Origin of the sequence: Nocardia sp. CDC153 (assembly GCF_035818515.1) — a bacterium.
Lineage (GTDB): Bacteria > Actinomycetota > Actinomycetes > Mycobacteriales > Mycobacteriaceae > Nocardia.
On sequence record NZ_JAYKYU010000002.1, the window covers coordinates 1,696,048 to 1,710,504 of the forward strand.

A 14,457-nucleotide genomic window follows, 5' to 3' on the forward strand; every position below is an offset into this window, starting at 1 on the left:
CCCACCCCAGTTCGCCTGTGACACGCATCATGCGCGGTCATTACGAAGTATCGGGCGACAAGATGGGAAGGCAAGCGCCATAACGGCAGCGGCAACGGCACTTACCTGCATATTTGATACTGTGCAACCTCTGAGCTACCGAATGGTTTGGGGGACGAATGCACGACGACACCGACCCGTTGCAGCGCAGCGTCGACCGACTGTCCGAGGCGCTGACCGTGAACCGAGCCCGTGCGCAGTCACGGAGCGGCCTGCTGTGGGTCGACGCCTGCGCCGACGGCGAGCTCACCATTCATATCGATGACCACGCGCTGCCGCTGAGCGGGGAGGAACTCGGTCGCCAGCTCACGGCTCTGGCCGCGCAGGCCCTCGCCGAGGCCCGCGCCCAGGCGCACAGTGCGCTCAAGGCGTTCCGCGCGGATCCGCGCATCGATGCCGTGGTCGCCGAAACCGCCTTCGCCATCGACCGTCCGCGTCCGGAGCGGTGAGCCCATGGGCAGCCGACTAGCCGAATCGCTGCGCATCGATCAGGCCGATGCCATGTCCCTGGCCAACTCCACGCGTGCTCATGGGCAGTCCTTGACCTCGCTCACCGAGGGCGGCAAGGCCATCGGTGCTGCGGCCGCGGGAGTCGGTGCCGGGTTCGCGGGGTTCCGGCTGGGCGCGGTCTGCGCCGAGCGGTCGAAGGACACCGCCGAGGCGGTCGGCATTCTCGGCAAGGCACTCGAACGGATCGGCAACAACACGGTGCTGTGCGTGGACGCCTTCCATCACACCGACAACGCGGTCCGGCTGAACATCGTGAACGCCACGACCCACCTGCCGAACTCATGACCGCGGCCCCGGTCACGAAATCCCAGGTCTACGCGATCGACCCCGGATCGCTCAGCGCCCAGATCACCGAGTGGACCGGTGCTCGCGACGCTACCGAACAGCACCTCACGCAGGCGGCCCGCGATTACGCCGACTCCACCGCCTACTGGATCGGCGCGGCGGGCGACCGGGCCCGAACCTCCAGCGCCGACACCGCGACCGCGGGTCGGGCGGTCACCGACGCGCTCACCGCCGCGATCACGGCGGCCACCGACGGACAGACCAAGATCGCGACCGCCAAACGGGTCACCATCGCGGCCATCGAACTCACCGAGAAGAACAAGTTCAAGGTCGCCGAGGATGGCACCGTCACCGCACCCGACGCCAAGCTCTCGCTGCCGAGCAATGCCACGGCCGATGACATCACCAAAGCCCAAGCGGCCCTGGACTACAAGGCCAAGCACGTCTACGAGCCACCCATCAAAGAGGCGCTGGCGGGTCTGGGGCAGATCCTCGAGGACACCGCCTCGAACATCGACAAGGCCTTTGCCGATATCGGCGGAATCCGCTCCCTGCCAACGACTCTGCCGGTCGCACTCGGCGAACGCAGCCAACAGGTCCAGGACGTCATCGACGGCAAGGCCGCACTCCCCGCCGACCCCAAGGCATTCCACGACTACTGGGCCACCCTGAGCCAGGAAGACCGCGACGCCCTCTGGCAGCACGACCAATACCTCGGCAACCACGACGGCATGCCCGCAGTCGATCGTAACCACTACAACCTGATGAAGCTCGACGACGAAATGACCAGGGCGGCAGCCGTACACGACCCGATCGCAAAGCTGACCAGCGAACACCCCGACTGGGCGAAGTACACCGGGACGAGCAAGGAAGCCGAAAGCTGGCTCGCCACCCACCCCGGCTACAAGGAGTGGAAAGCACAGTGGGACAGCGCCCATCAACAGCCCGACGGTGGCGGAATGGGCAAATCCTACGACGATCTGAAAAAGATCTACGACATCGTTCACGATCCGAAGCACCCGAACCGCATGCTGCTGCAACTCGACAGCCAGACCGGCGAACGGGTCCACACGATCATCGCGGACGGCAACCCGGACACCGCAAGCCATGTGACCACCTATGTGCCCGGCACGGGGTCCCGGCCATCCGAAATGGGCGGGGACATGGATCGGGTCGATGCCATGAGTCGGCAAGCGCGATGGGCGGGAGCATCCGCGCCGGTGACGATCGCGTGGCTCGGTTACGACGCGCCGCCCCAGATCGTGTTCGATGCAGCGCATCAGAAATTCGCCGATGCCGCTGCGCCCGCTCTGGACGACTTCCAGGAAGGTCTGCGTGTCACGCACGACGGTCCGCCGTCACGGAATATCGTGCTGGGGCACAGTTACGGGACAACGGTGGTGGGCGACGCCGCATCCCACGGCCGGACGCTGAACGCAGACATGATCACTTTTGTAGCGAGTCCCGGTACCACCGTCGACCATGCGACCGATCTTCATCTCACGGGCGTGTCGGACGGCCAGCAGTACCTGCACGTGTACTCGACGAAAGCAGCGAACGATCCGGTACCGCTATATCCGTTGGTTTCCGGATTGCTGCCGGGCACAGACGATTTCGGACGCGATCCAACCGACTTCATGTTCGGAGGCCAGACGTTCACCTCGGACCCGGGTACCGCGAGTTACGTCGCTCCGGCAATAACGTCGCTGGTTCCGGGCGGTTTGCCCCTCGCGGCGTATCTGGCGGCCCACCCGTACAGCGGAGACGCACACAGCCAGTACTGGGTTCACAACTCCAAATCCCTTGTCAATATCGGCTACATCATCACCGGCGATCTCTCGAAGGTGGGCTACACAGAATGATCCGAATGCGATGTGCGGTTGTTCTCGTGGTCGCGCTGGCCACGGCAGGATGTCATTCGAAAGGATCGGACGTGGACGCATCTCTGACCGCGCAGCGCGCGCAGCAGCGCATCTACGAACTGATGACCGATACGGTGCGGGGTCTGCCAGCCGGGATCGCGTTGTCCAAAACGCCCGACAGCCCGGTATTGGGCAAGGACACCAATCTGTATCCACTGACGATCCCATGCTGGGAAGGAAATACCCAGACGGAAGGTCCCCACTACCTCAGCGTCGGCTACTGGATCATCGGCGTGCCGCCCGGGGCGACCCGGGACTACTTCGATCGCATCAAACGAGTGTGGCAGGACCGTAATTGGAAGCCGGTCAATTCCACCCAGTGGGTGCTCGCCGTGAAAACCGAAGACGGCTATGGTCTCCAACTCCAGGATGCCGACAAAGGCGATGGGTCGCTGAGTCTCACCGGTATGTCCCCGTGCATCCCCCAATCCGCGCTCGAACCGATCGATCCGGATCCGGCGGAGATCAAGGCGGGTTAGCCGGTCGCGTGTCCAGTCTGTTTTTCGAACCGCTATGCCAAGCTCCGGTTTATGCGAATTGCGACAACTGTCCTGATCGCTGTTGTGCTGGCATGTGGGTTGGTGCCGGTTTCCGGGGCTCGGCCGGATGATCCGTCGCGGGCGGGGTGGGTTTTGCCTGGGCCGCAGGCTGCGGATGAGGGGGATCGGGAGGCTGACGAGTTTGTCGACGGGTTGTTTGCGAACAATCAGGTCGACGCCGTCAATGCGGCCCTGAAGGGGTGGAAACGGAATGATCAGGAGCTGCCGGGGAACGCTCCGAAAGAACTGCGCGCCTGGGTGGCGCAGCACAAGGTAATTCCGAACTGGATCGACATGGATGCCGCGCGCCGCGGGTTCAAATTCGTGACCGACAATGCCGTGGTCATGTATTCGATTGTCGGATTCGGCGAACTGTTCGAGTCGTTGGCCGATCCGCTGTTGGCCCGGGCGGTTTATCAGGCGAACTTCGATCTGGTCAACGATCCGGGCATGCGGTTGGCCCGCACGCTGGGTGCCACCTGGACGGCTTTGGACGACGGCAATCTGGATCCCAAGGGCGCGCTGGTCCCGGTCACGGTGAAGTTGCGCCTGGTGCACTCGGCGGCGCGGCACAGCATTCTGGCCGGGGGCGCCTGGTCCAACGAGCGCGATCATTGGCCGATCAGCCAGCGCCTGGAGCTCGAAGAGCTGTTGCTGCTGACCAGTTGGACCGTGGACAAAATGGCGAAGCTGGGGGTCAAGGTCACCAAGGCCGATGCCGACGACGTCAATGAGGCGGGCCGTCTGTTCGGGTACATGCTCGGGATCAAGAAGGAATACCTACCGACGAACGCCGACCAGGCGCGTCAGGTGATCACCGATGTCCAGCGGCATTACCAGCAGCCATCACCGGAGGGCACGTATTTCAGTGCCATGATGACCCGCGAATACGGCCGGAAGCTGCTGTTCCCCGATGCCTGCAATTTCGCCATGGGCTTCTCCCGAATACTGCTGGATCCGGGAGAAGCCGACATGCTCGCGATTCCGAAATCACCGGTGTGGGAATGGCTCCTGAGTACCGGCGCACCCCTGGTTTTCGGTCCGGCTCAGCAGGCCCTGGCCGCGTTCGAGCCATTACAGGTATTGCATCAACAGCTGTTCGGGTTCGCGCTGAACATCTTCACCGAGTACGCCAACAACTGGCGCAGTCAGGAACTGCAACTCCCGACCGGCATGCACGGTCCCGCGACCGCGCCTCCCCCGCCGCCGAAAGCATCCCTCTGGTGCGAGATTCCCACGGGCAGCTCCGAATCCGGGTCCAACTGAGCCCCGCCGTCCCTAGGTGACCGAGTCGAGGGAAGAGAAGACCACGACGTTGGATTCGTAGCTCTTGGCGGATTGGTCGAAGTTGCCGCCGCAGGTGACGACCTGGAGGGTGGCGCCGCCGCGGGGACCGAAGACCAGTTGGTCGGGGAATTGGGATTTGAGGTACATGCGGACGTCGGTGACCTTGAAGTGGGCCACCTTGCCGTCGGCGCGGGTGACGTCGATCATGTCGCCGGGCTTGGTCTTCTTGAGGGAGAAGAAGATTCCCTCGCCCTTGTAGGAGTCGACGTGGCCGAGGATGACGGCCGAGCCCTGTTCGCCGGGGGCGGGACCCTGCTGGTACCAGCCGGCCTGCTTGTAGTCGGCGGGGACCTGGACCGAGCCATCGGCGTTGAGACCCACCGCGATCAGCGATCCGGAGGTGTTGATCGACGGGATGGCGAACGACGTCGGGGTGGAGCGGCTGATCGACGCGGCCGTCTTCACGGTGGCGCTGGGCACCGCCGCGCTCGTCGTGGACGCCACCGGGGTGCTCGAGGACGAGCAGCCCGCGAGCAGCGGTGCGGTGACGGCCATGACGGCGGCCAGAGCACCGAACAGGGTCCGGCGAATCCGCAACGCCCCCTGGGTGTTCGGGGTGCTCACTGGTTCCTCACCGCGTTCGCCATGCCGCCCGCGCCGGTTTCCGGTGCGCCCTTGGGGATCACGTAGCCGCCGGCCGGGACCTGGTCGGTGACCGCGGTGCCGCCGGGAATGCCGGTGGTCGCGCCGACCGGAATCGCCATGCCCTGCACCACATCCGCTCCGGCCGCGCCCGCACCGGCCACGGTCAGGTCGACGCCGCCGAGCGCACCGCCCGTGATCACGCCGCCGATGTTCGTGTTCCCGCCGACCTGCACGCCGCCGCCGGCATTCCCACCGATCTGCGAATCACCGCCGACCTGAACGCCACCCCCGGCATTGCCACCGATCTGCGAGTTGCCACCGATCTGCACACCGCCACCAGCGTTCCCACCGGCCTGCGAATCACCGCCGACCTGAACGCCACCCCCGGCATTGCCACCGATCTGCGAGTTGCCACCGATCTGCACACCGCCACCGGCGTTCCCACCGGCCTGCGAATCGCCACCGATCTGCACGCCACCCCCGGCAGTGCCACCGGCCTGCGAGTCCCCACCGATCTGCACACCGCCACCAGCATTTCCACCGGCCTGCGAATCACCGCCGACCTGAACGCCCCCACCGGCATTCCCGCCGACCTGCGAATTTCCGCCGACCTGAACGCCCCCACCCGCGTTCCCACCGGCCTGCGAATTTCCGCCGACCTGAACGCCCCCACCCGCGTTCCCACCGGCCTGCGAGTTACCGCCGATCTGCACCCCGCCGCCCGGATTCGCCGGGGTCACGGTGGGACTCGGTTGCGCGGAAACCGAGGCATTGCCGCCGCCCCCGGCCTGGGCGTCGATGCCCACCTTGACGCCCCCGGGGCCAATGCCCACGTCGACGCCCAGTCCCGCGCCGGGGGCGGGTGCCGTGGTCGTGGTGGGGTCTGCGGTGGCCGACGACGCGCAGAGGGCTACGGCGGCCATGGCGAGGGCGGCCGCCGTGAATGTCCTTGCCGACATTGTGAATTCGCTTCCAGAAGATGTGGTTCGTCGCCTTTCCGTCGAAAGGACCAGTCGGTGTGTTACGCCGAATTGCCCCGAACTCTGAAAGTTAGCCACATCAGGGAGCATTCAAGACCGGACGCCTGCACAACTCCCTAATGGCAGACGCCCAATCCCCTAACGCGACCCGCTGCGCACCGAGGCGGCCTGCCAGGCGAAGCCGTCCGGATCGGTGAAACCCGCGGTGTCGCCACCGATGACGAGGCGATGCGAGCCGTCCCCCTCCGAGGACACCCCCGCATCCTTGGCCAGGGCGCGCCGCTTGTACAGCCCCAGCTTGACCGGGCTCCCGCCAGCTTCGAACTCGACGTACATGGGCCCGAAGCTCTTCGCGACCGTCAGCCCGTGCTCGATGTAGAAGCGCTTGCTCGCACCCACATTCGCGACCCCGAGCAACAGCACCAGCGAGTCGAAGCGCTTGGCGGCGGGCCCGGAGTTCTTCTTCGTCGAGGTCGCCGCCTTCCAGATCGCGCCGTCGGGGGCCTGCACGACACCGCCGTAACCCCACATCGACTTGGCCGCCGGTTTGAGCGTGCGCGCCCCGGCGGCGACCGCCGCGTCCAGATAGGCGTCGACGTCGGCGGGCTGGGCCACGGTCAGCGAGAGGGTGAAACCGCGGAACCCGCTGCTGGGTTCCTGCGCGGCCCGCAGCCGCAGCCGCTCGTCCAACCCGAAGGCGGTGTCGTAGAACTCGGCGGCGGCCTGTACATCAGCGACATCGAGAGTGATGTTTTCAATGGAAGTCATGTCCGCAACGCTATGGTCCGCACCCCCACCGGCGCTTCTCGATTCCTGACCAGATGCGCGCCGCCGCCGTATCGACCGTCACCCGGCCGCGACGAACCCCTGCACCAGCTCCACGGCCTCGGGCAGTTCGATGTGATCCTCCGGGTACGCGCCCAGATGCCCGCCCGCGGGCAGCACCGTCGCCACCGCGCCCAGCTCCCGCACGAAGATGCCGACGTGCTCGAGCGGCTCGGGCGCGTTCACCGGGTCGTCGATGGCCTGCAGCACGTGGAATCCCTTGGCGGCAGCCCGAATTCGCGCCCAGTCGAATCCACCCTCGAAGAAGGAGGCGAGCAGTTCGTAGCCGACCTCGTGCGCCGACGCCGAGACCAGCACCGCACCCGCGAACACACCCGCCGCGGGATCGTGGGACTCCAGCAGCCGCAGCACATTGACCGCGCCGATGCTGTGCCCGACCAGAATCGTGTCCTCGGGCCGACCGGGGACGGCCTCGGCGAGGGCCTTGCGCCACGCATCGCGCTCGGGGCTGTCGGTGTCGGGCAGTTCAGGGATGATCACGTCATGGCCGCCTCCGGTCAGCGCGGCGCGGAAGGTGGGGAACCAGACGCTGTCCGGACGGGCGCTGAGGCCGTGCGAGACCACGATGATGCTCATGCGATTTCTCCTTGATCGACTGTGGGACAACGAACGTGGCAAGCGCGCCTGGCATTCCCCTGGCAGCTGTTCCTCCAACCGCCCCGTGTCCACCTGCGGTGTTACCGGCGCGTCGGTGGGTATCGCGGGGAAATGACGGAGGCAAGATCATGAGCGAGTCCGCGCACAGCCCGTGGGTCGGGCAACCCCATCCGACCGGAGAGCCGGAACCGATCTCCGCGGCCGAGGAGCACGCGGCGCAGCTGGCCAGCGACAGCCACCCGCTCGGCACCCCCGGCCGCCGCTTCGACCGGCGGTCGCCGTTCATGATCGGATTGACCGCCGCGGCGGGCGTCCTGGTGACCGTGGGCGCGGTGCGTTTGGTGTTGGCCGCGCACGAGGTCCTGCTGCTCGTGGCGGCGGCGCTGTTCCTCGCGATCGGGATCGAGCCCGCCGTCTCGTGGCTGACCCGGCATCGGGTGCGGCGCACGCTCGCGGTCGCCCTGGTCTTCGTGGTCGTGCTGCTCGGCCTGGCCGGATTCCTGTGGGCCGCCATCACCCCGCTGGTCGATCAGGGTCAGGCGCTGGTCACCCATGCCCCGGACAGCCTGCACCACCTCGAGGACAAATATCCGGTGATCCGGTCCGCCGCCGACCGCTTCCATCTCGAGGACAAGTTGCGTCACGGCGTCGACACCAATGCCGAGAGCCTGCGGAACGGTTTGATCGGGGCCGGGCAGGTGGTGTTCGGCGCGATCACCGGGACCGTCATCGTCGCCGTGCTCACCGCGTACTTCTCGGCCAACTTCCCGAGCCTGCGCGCCAATCTGTATCGCCTGTTCCCCCATGCCCGCCGCCCCCGCGCGATCCTCATCGGCGACGCCATCTTCGCGAAGGTCGGCGGCTACGTGCTGGGCAACCTGCTGATCTCGCTCATCACCGGATTGCTCACCTTCATCTGGCTGGCGTCGTTCGGTGTGCCGTTCCCGCTCGTGCTGGCCGTGCTGGTGGCCGTGCTCGACCTGATCCCGCTGGTCGGCTCGACCCTCGCCGGTGTGGTGATAACGCTTGTGTCCCTGACGGTTTCGCTGCCCACGGCACTGTTCACCCTCGGCTTCTTCATCTTCCTGCGCCTGCTCGAGGACTATCTGCTGGCCCCGCGCATCATGGGCCGCACCGTGCGGGTGCCCGCGGTGGTGACCGTGGTCGCCGTCCTCCTCGGCGGCTCCCTGCTCGGAGTCCTGGGCGCGCTGCTGGCCATCCCGTTCGCCGCGGCGGTGCTGCTGCTCGTACAGGAGATGCTGTTCCCGCGATTGGACCGGTCCGAGCAGCGCTCCGAGTGAGGACGGATACCCCTAGGGGGTTCACACGGCGGATCGGGCTACCCTGGGTCTCGTGTCCGAACAGCGCGTACCCCGACGAGCCTCCGGAGTGATCCGGTGGCTCGGGGTGCTGGCGCTGCTGGCCGGCATCGCCGCGATGCACGCCGGGGTCTTCTCGATCGAGACACCCGAGATGGGCGGATCGACGAGCGTGCTCACCGCACCCGCCACGCACCACGACTCGCCCGCGATGGACGAGCATCCGGGTCCGATCCATGTCCGGCACGGGTGCGCGGCCTTCATTCTCGCCGCCGTCGCCTTCGCCATCGGTCTGATGCTGCTCGGCTGGATCGGCCGACCGGCGCAGCCCGCTCGGCCGTCCGATCCGGAATCCGAACGCGCACACCGCGAACGGGCCCCGCCGTGGACCGTCCCGACACTCGCCGACCTGTCGATTCTCCGCATCTGATGAATTCGCGCCCGCCCGCGACCCATTCATCGAACCGAGGAGAATTCACATGTCCCAGAAAGGCTTTCCCCCCACCCTGAACCGGCGCGGCTTCCTCGCGCTGGGCACCGGTCTGGCCAGCGCCGCCGCTCTCGCCGCGTGCACCGAACGCCGGTCGAACTCACCCGCGCCGGTGGGCCCCGATTCCGACGCGGTGCGCGAGGCCGAGAACGCCCGCCGCGTCACGGGCGCGGCCACCCGCGAGGCGACGCTGCGCGCCGAACCCACCACCGTGGATCTCGGCGGCGTCCAGGTTCGGACCTGGACCTTCGGCGGCTCGCTGCCCGGCCGGGAAATCCGGCTCGCCAAGGGCGAGACGCTGCGCGCGGAACTGACCAATGCCCTGCCCGCACCCACGACCGTGCACTGGCACGGGGTGGCGCTGCGCAATGACATGGACGGCGTGCCCGACGTGACCCAGTCGGCGGTGGCACCGGGCGGCGGCTTCCGCTACGAGTTCGTCGTGCCCGACGCCGGAACCTATTTCTTCCACCCGCACGTGGGTGTGCAACTCGACCGCGGCCTGTACGCGCCGCTGATCGTCGAGGACCCCGCCGACGGCAGGGACTACGACCTGGAAGCCGTTGTCGTGCTCGATGATTGGCTCGACGGTGTGGACGGCCGCGATCCCGACCAGGAACTGAGAGAGCTTCGCCAGCAGGGCATGTCCGGGATGACCATGGGCGGCGGCATGAACATGGGCGGCATGAACCACGCCGGCATGGGCATGTCCGACCCGACTGCACCGCTCGGCTCCGACACCGGCGACGTCAAGGCTTACCCGTACTACCTGTTGAACGGCCGAATCGGTACCGACCCCGTCACTTTCACCGGACGCCCCGGCCAACGGCTGCGGCTGCGCATCATCAATGCCGGGTCCGACACCGCGTTCCGGGTGGCGGTCGGCGGCCATCGACTGCGCGTCACCCACGGCGACGGCTACCCGGTGCAGCCCGTCACCACGGACTCCCTGCTGCTCGGCATGGGCGAACGCTACGACGCCATCATCGATCTCGGCGACGGCGTCTTCCCGCTGGTCGCGTCCGCCGAGGGCAAGAACGGCCGGGCGTTCGCGCTGATCCGCACCGGCGGCGGCGAGGCGCCAGCCGCCGATGTCCGGCTCACCGAACTCTCCGCGCCGCCGCTCACCGGCGACCGGCTGATCGCGGCCGAGTCGGTGCGACTGCCTGCCCGCCGGCCCGACCGGACGCTCGACGTCGCGCTCGGCACGGGCCAGGGCAACTACGTGTGGACCATCAACGGCAAGGCCTACCCGGACCACTCCATGCTGAATGTGACTCAGGGCGAACGGATTCGACTCCGCTTCACCAACAACACCATGATGTTCCACCCCATGCACCTGCACGGGCACACCTACCAGGTGGTGAACCCGGCGGGCACCGGCCCGCGCAAGGACACCTCGATCGTGCTGCCCATGCAGACCGTGGAAGCCGACTTCGACGCGATCAACCCGGGACAGTGGATGGTCCACTGCCACAACGCCTATCACGGCGAAGCCGGAATGATGAGCGTGCTGTCCTACACCCGCTGAGCGACATCGGCGTGGTGCGTCCCCGTCACCTCGACGTGGCGCACCGCGCCGGTGCCCACCGCTTCGACGTTCTCGCTGCCGTGGATCACATCGGTGAAGGCGCGGGCCACGGTGTCGCCCTCGAGGGCGCGCTCGCAGCGGCGGGCCAGGTCGAAGCGGTCGACGGTCGGGTATTCCAGTGGCTGCAAGGCGATTTCGGCGACCACGCCCTTGGAGCGCAGGACCCGGCGGATCGAATCGGTCAGGGAGTCGGTGCCGACGAAGCCCGGGACCGTGGACAATTCGCCATTCCGGTCCAGGTAGCGCAGGCGCAGGGGCTGCACCGGGACCTGGGCGTCGATGGCCGCCTGGAACAGGGCCGGGCGCAGCGTGCCGTGGGCGCGACCGCACCAGGTGGTGCCCTCGGGGTAGAAGGCGACGCGCTCGCCCGCCCGCACCCGGGCCACCATGGTGGCGATGACCTCCGGAAGTGCCCGCAGCCGTTCGCGTTCGATCGGAATGACGCGGGCCTTGCGGGCGACCTCACCGAGCATCGGCCAGTCGATCAGATCGGCGCGGGCCACGAAACCCATGGGCTCGACGGCGGTCAGCGCGACGATATCGGTCCAGCCGACGTGGCGGGCCACCACCAGCAGGCCGCCCTCGACTCGCTCCTCGGCACCACGGTTGTCGAGCACGCGCACCCGAATCCCACAGCAGGCCAACAGGGCTCGCGCATAGCGGCGCTGCAGGGCGGCGCGGCGGCGCCGCGGGGTGGCCAGGTGGGCCAGCGGGAAGCTCAGCAGGACCCCGGCGACACCGGCCAGCCGGGCCGCGACCCGCAGTGTTCCCGCCTCGGCGGGAGCATCGACACACGAAGCGCCACAGGGGCTGTGCGGCATCCAGGCGTGCGCGCTCGCCTCGGCGGGCGGGCAGGACAGCGCACCGGTCTCAGGGGAGAGCAGAGCGGGCATCATGGGGCATCACCGGGCGTCCAGGCTATTGGCCGCGCCCTGCAGGCGCTCCAGGTAACGGGTATTGATGGTCTCGAGGCCGAGCAGGCAGACGAAATCGGCCACCGCGAACGCCGGATCGTGGGCGGGCTCGCCGCAGATCTCCGCGCCCAGGCGCAGGTAGCCGTTGAGCAGCGGCGGCAGCTTGGGTCGGGCCGGGGGCTCCAGCTCGTCTAGGGTGCGGCCGTCCACGAGCACCGGGTTGTACGGGCGCACATGGCGTTCCGCGTCCAGCGCGTGCTTGCGCAGCAGCAGATCGCGCACGCCGCGCACGTTCACGCCGGGCTCATCCTCCGGAGTGAGCTGCATCGGGACCGAGACGCAGCCCATCACCCAGTCGTATCCGGTGAGCTGGATGTAGTGCAGGATGCCCGCCCACATGAGCGTCAGCACCGAGCCGTTGCGGTGGTCGGGCACCACGCAGGCGCGGCCCATCTCGACAATGCGATTGCCGACGGGATCCAGTGCGTCCAAATCGAATTCGGTGGCGGTGTAGTAACCGCCCGCCGCCGCCACCTTGTTCGGGGGCAGCATGCGGTAGCAGCCGACGAACTGCTCGGTGAGCTCGTCGCGCACCAGCAGGTGGTCGCAGTGCTCGTCGAACCGGTCGGCGTCCAGGCCGGTTCCATTGTCGGGGATGGTGAATCCCGGCTCGTTCGCGAACACCTGGTAGCGCAGGCGCTGTGCGGCCTCGCGATGCTCGGCATCAGAGGAGACGACCAGGGAGTACTGGGAGCGCCCGGTGGTGCGGGGGGCCTCCGGGGCGGGCTTCGACGCGGCTGCTAGCAGGCTGGAATTCGACGCTGCCATGGTGGTCATACGCTTGATCAAGCCAGTCCCAGACTGCGCTGACGCAACCGCCGGTTTACCTGTTCATGCCAGTCCGGTGAACGCGACGCAGACCGCACCCGGAGTTCACGCGACGGCTTCTAAAAGTTCTCTACCAGGACAAACGCTCGTATCCCCACGGGGTACCGGCGGGTAGGAACCCGGTCGAACGACTAGGTCGACACGGCGGGCGAGCACCCCGCAACGAGCGGAAGAGGCAAGCGTACGCCACCATTTCGAACCTCGCACCGGCGGGCCGGTGTGCCCGCGACGGCGCTGCGTCGATCCGGAGGAGCCGGTGCGTCAGTCCCGGAAGAGCAGCGCCGTATCGCCGAATTCGTGCCACAGATACCCGGACTCGAGCGCCGCCCGATACGCCTCCCCCACCACGCGCGCCCCCGCCACGGCTTCGAGCAGATGCAGATGTGACGCCCCGGGCGCGTGCCACCCGGTAATCAACCCGTCCACCGCCCGCGCCGGACGCGACCCATCGAGCACCAGATCCGTCCAACCACCCGCCGCCCGCACCAAACCCTGTGCGTCAACCGCGGATTCGAGCGCCCGAGTCACCGTCGTCCCCACCGCGACCACCCGCCCGCCCGCCGCATGCGTGGCATTGACCAACCGCGCCGTCATCTCCGGCACCGCGAACCGCTCCGGACTCGGCGGCTCCCCCGCCTCGGGCGAGGAGACCCCGGTATGCAACGTGATCGGCGCGAGCCCAACCCCGCCCGCCACCAACTCGGTCACCAACTCCGCGGTGAAAGACCTTCCCGCACTCGGCATCTCGGCACTTCCCGGCTCGATCCCGAAGACGGTCCGATAGTAGGAGGCCGACCAGCGCTCGGAGAGATACGAGTAGGCAATCGGCCGCCCATACCGCGCGAGCAACCCCCGCACATCGACGGCTGCGCTCACTTCCCGCCCGCCGACCCGCCCTGTCATTCCGGCGTGCTGTCGGCCGGAATCCATCCCCGCAGACGAGGTCCCGGCCAAGGACATGTCGGGGTGACGCGTGGGGCGGCGCTCACGGTGCCCATCGCGAGCGGCAGTCCCGCCGGATGTCTCGACGGCTGCGCGACGCGCCTTCGTGGCGGCGGTCGCCGACTCGTCACCGGTCGTCGGTGCGCTCCGCACGCGACGGTGACCGGCCACGATGGCGGCGACCCAGAGACGGTCGGTGCCGGGCAGCCAGGGTTCGACCAGAATGGCGAGATTGTCATCCGGAAGGTCAAGGCGGGCACCGGGTTTCACGGCGCGGCCGCGCCAGGGGATGCCCGCCGGGTCGCGGAGTTCGACCACCCAGCGGCCGTCGTCCAGCCAGGTGGAGAAGTGGAGCACTGCGGCCTCGTCGGCGTAGCGGGCGTCCACGGCCGCGCTGAGCATGGCCGAATTGTTCACCACCACAAGGTCTCCGGCGCGGAGGAAGCTCGGCAGCTCTCGGAAGCGCGCGTGGGTGAGGACACCGGCGTCGCTCACCATCATGCGCACCTGGTCGCGGGCGAGTCCTCGCGCCTCGGCGGGGCGGGTGGCGGAAAGTTCGTCGGGCAGCACGAACGTGTGCGCGTCGAGACCGGTGGTCATGGGGTCACCATGCTTTCGGATGCGGCATCGACGGCGCCACGGACTCGGTTCGAGCACGCGGAG

Annotated in this window: 15 protein-coding genes; 8 read left to right on the plus strand and 7 right to left on the minus strand. The window is 67.8% G+C overall.

Features of this window, described 5'->3' with window-relative positions; translation table 11 throughout:
• Positions 1-158: 158 nt before the first annotated feature.
• The 5 genes from VMT65_RS16430 to VMT65_RS16450 all read left to right on the plus strand — a co-directional run bounded on the left by VMT65_RS16430 (position 159) and on the right by VMT65_RS16450 (position 4,561).
• A complete protein-coding gene (locus VMT65_RS16430; protein ID WP_326309060.1) occupies positions 159-488 on the plus strand; it encodes a hypothetical protein in 330 nt (109 codons plus the stop codon).
• 4 nt (positions 489-492) lie between these two features.
• Complete coding sequence (locus VMT65_RS16435) at positions 493-834, plus strand: hypothetical protein (protein WP_326309061.1); 342 nt, start codon at positions 493-495, stop codon at positions 832-834.
• A complete protein-coding gene (locus tag VMT65_RS16440; RefSeq protein ID WP_326309062.1) occupies positions 831-2,696 on the plus strand; it encodes an alpha/beta hydrolase in 1,866 nt (621 codons plus the stop codon). Before VMT65_RS16435 ends, VMT65_RS16440 begins: the two co-directional genes overlap by 4 nt.
• A 71-nt stretch (positions 2,697-2,767) precedes the next feature.
• Positions 2,768-3,235 (plus strand): hypothetical protein, encoded by a 468-nt coding sequence (locus VMT65_RS16445; RefSeq protein WP_326309063.1) that lies wholly within the window; start codon positions 2,768-2,770, stop codon positions 3,233-3,235.
• Positions 3,236-3,448: 213 nt separating this feature from the next.
• A complete protein-coding gene (locus VMT65_RS16450) occupies positions 3,449-4,561 on the plus strand; it encodes an oxygenase MpaB family protein (RefSeq protein WP_326309064.1) in 1,113 nt (370 codons plus the stop codon).
• Between the two features lie 12 nt (positions 4,562-4,573).
• On the opposite strand, the gene VMT65_RS16455 is transcribed toward VMT65_RS16450, so the two are convergent.
• The 4 genes from VMT65_RS16455 to VMT65_RS16470 form a co-directional block, all read right to left on the minus strand.
• Positions 4,574-5,206, minus strand: coding sequence for a class F sortase (locus VMT65_RS16455; RefSeq protein ID WP_326309065.1), 633 nt, complete (start codon positions 5,204-5,206; stop codon positions 4,574-4,576).
• Positions 5,203-6,186 carry a hypothetical protein gene (locus VMT65_RS16460; RefSeq protein WP_326309066.1) on the minus strand — a complete coding sequence of 328 codons (984 nt, stop codon included), beginning with the start codon at positions 6,184-6,186 and terminating at the stop codon, positions 5,203-5,205. The genes VMT65_RS16455 and VMT65_RS16460 overlap by 4 nt, the downstream gene beginning before the upstream one ends.
• 159 nt (positions 6,187-6,345) lie before the next feature.
• Positions 6,346-6,975, minus strand: a complete 630-nt coding sequence (locus tag VMT65_RS16465; protein ID WP_326309067.1) for a VOC family protein — start codon at positions 6,973-6,975, stop codon at positions 6,346-6,348.
• 78 nt (positions 6,976-7,053) lie between these two features.
• The gene (locus VMT65_RS16470) at positions 7,054-7,629 is read right to left on the minus strand and encodes an RBBP9/YdeN family alpha/beta hydrolase (RefSeq protein WP_326309068.1); all 576 of its coding nucleotides are present in this window, start codon (positions 7,627-7,629) and stop codon (positions 7,054-7,056) included.
• Positions 7,630-7,778: 149 nt separating this feature from the next.
• Here VMT65_RS16470 and VMT65_RS16475 point away from each other — a divergent pair, with 149 nt between their 5' ends.
• Genes VMT65_RS16475 through VMT65_RS16485 form a run of 3 tightly spaced genes read left to right on the plus strand, consistent with a single transcriptional unit; the run spans position 7,779 to position 10,990 of the window.
• Positions 7,779-8,951 carry an AI-2E family transporter gene (locus VMT65_RS16475; protein WP_326309069.1) on the plus strand — a complete coding sequence of 391 codons (1,173 nt, stop codon included), beginning with the start codon at positions 7,779-7,781 and terminating at the stop codon, positions 8,949-8,951.
• Positions 8,952-9,003: 52 nt separating this feature from the next.
• Positions 9,004-9,399, plus strand: a complete 396-nt coding sequence (locus tag VMT65_RS16480; RefSeq protein ID WP_326309070.1) for a DUF6153 family protein — start codon at positions 9,004-9,006, stop codon at positions 9,397-9,399.
• Positions 9,400-9,448: 49 nt separating this feature from the next.
• Positions 9,449-10,990, plus strand: a complete 1,542-nt coding sequence (locus VMT65_RS16485; protein WP_326309071.1) for a multicopper oxidase family protein — start codon at positions 9,449-9,451, stop codon at positions 10,988-10,990.
• On the opposite strand, the gene VMT65_RS16490 is transcribed toward VMT65_RS16485, so the two are convergent.
• From VMT65_RS16490 to VMT65_RS16500, 3 genes are all read right to left on the minus strand, one after another.
• The gene (locus VMT65_RS16490) at positions 10,978-11,946 is read right to left on the minus strand and encodes a lysophospholipid acyltransferase family protein (RefSeq protein WP_326309072.1); all 969 of its coding nucleotides are present in this window, start codon (positions 11,944-11,946) and stop codon (positions 10,978-10,980) included. The two genes, VMT65_RS16485 and VMT65_RS16490, sit on opposite strands and share 13 nt — an antisense overlap.
• Positions 11,947-11,952: 6 nt before the next feature.
• Positions 11,953-12,801: a GNAT family N-acetyltransferase gene (locus VMT65_RS16495; RefSeq protein ID WP_326309073.1), complete on the minus strand. Its 849-nt coding sequence runs from the start codon at positions 12,799-12,801 to the stop codon at positions 11,953-11,955.
• Positions 12,802-13,113: 312 nt separating this feature from the next.
• A complete protein-coding gene (locus tag VMT65_RS16500) occupies positions 13,114-14,394 on the minus strand; it encodes an S-adenosylmethionine:tRNA ribosyltransferase-isomerase (protein ID WP_326309074.1) in 1,281 nt (426 codons plus the stop codon).
• Between the last annotated feature and the right edge of the window lie 63 nt (positions 14,395-14,457).

Bases quoted from the DNA above. Each gene is read 5' to 3' on its own strand.
- VMT65_RS16470 (WP_326309068.1), bottom strand. From the start codon at position 7,629: ATGAGCATCATCGTGGTCTCGCACGGCCTCAGCGCCCGTCCGGACAGC.
- VMT65_RS16465 (WP_326309067.1), bottom strand. From the start codon at position 6,975: ATGACTTCCATTGAAAACATCACTCTCGATGTCGCTGATGTACAGGCC.
- VMT65_RS16475 (WP_326309069.1), top strand. From the start codon at position 7,779: ATGAGCGAGTCCGCGCACAGCCCGTGGGTCGGGCAACCCCATCCGACC.
- VMT65_RS16500 (WP_326309074.1), bottom strand. From the start codon at position 14,394: ATGACCACCGGTCTCGACGCGCACACGTTCGTGCTGCCCGACGAACTT.
- VMT65_RS16495 (WP_326309073.1), bottom strand. From the start codon at position 12,801: ATGACCACCATGGCAGCGTCGAATTCCAGCCTGCTAGCAGCCGCGTCG.
- VMT65_RS16485 (WP_326309071.1), top strand. From the start codon at position 9,449: ATGTCCCAGAAAGGCTTTCCCCCCACCCTGAACCGGCGCGGCTTCCTC.
- VMT65_RS16440 (WP_326309062.1), top strand. From the start codon at position 831: ATGACCGCGGCCCCGGTCACGAAATCCCAGGTCTACGCGATCGACCCC.
- VMT65_RS16430 (WP_326309060.1), top strand. From the start codon at position 159: ATGCACGACGACACCGACCCGTTGCAGCGCAGCGTCGACCGACTGTCC.
- VMT65_RS16490 (WP_326309072.1), bottom strand. From the start codon at position 11,946: ATGATGCCCGCTCTGCTCTCCCCTGAGACCGGTGCGCTGTCCTGCCCG.
- VMT65_RS16460 (WP_326309066.1), bottom strand. From the start codon at position 6,186: ATGTCGGCAAGGACATTCACGGCGGCCGCCCTCGCCATGGCCGCCGTA.
- VMT65_RS16435 (WP_326309061.1), top strand. From the start codon at position 493: ATGGGCAGCCGACTAGCCGAATCGCTGCGCATCGATCAGGCCGATGCC.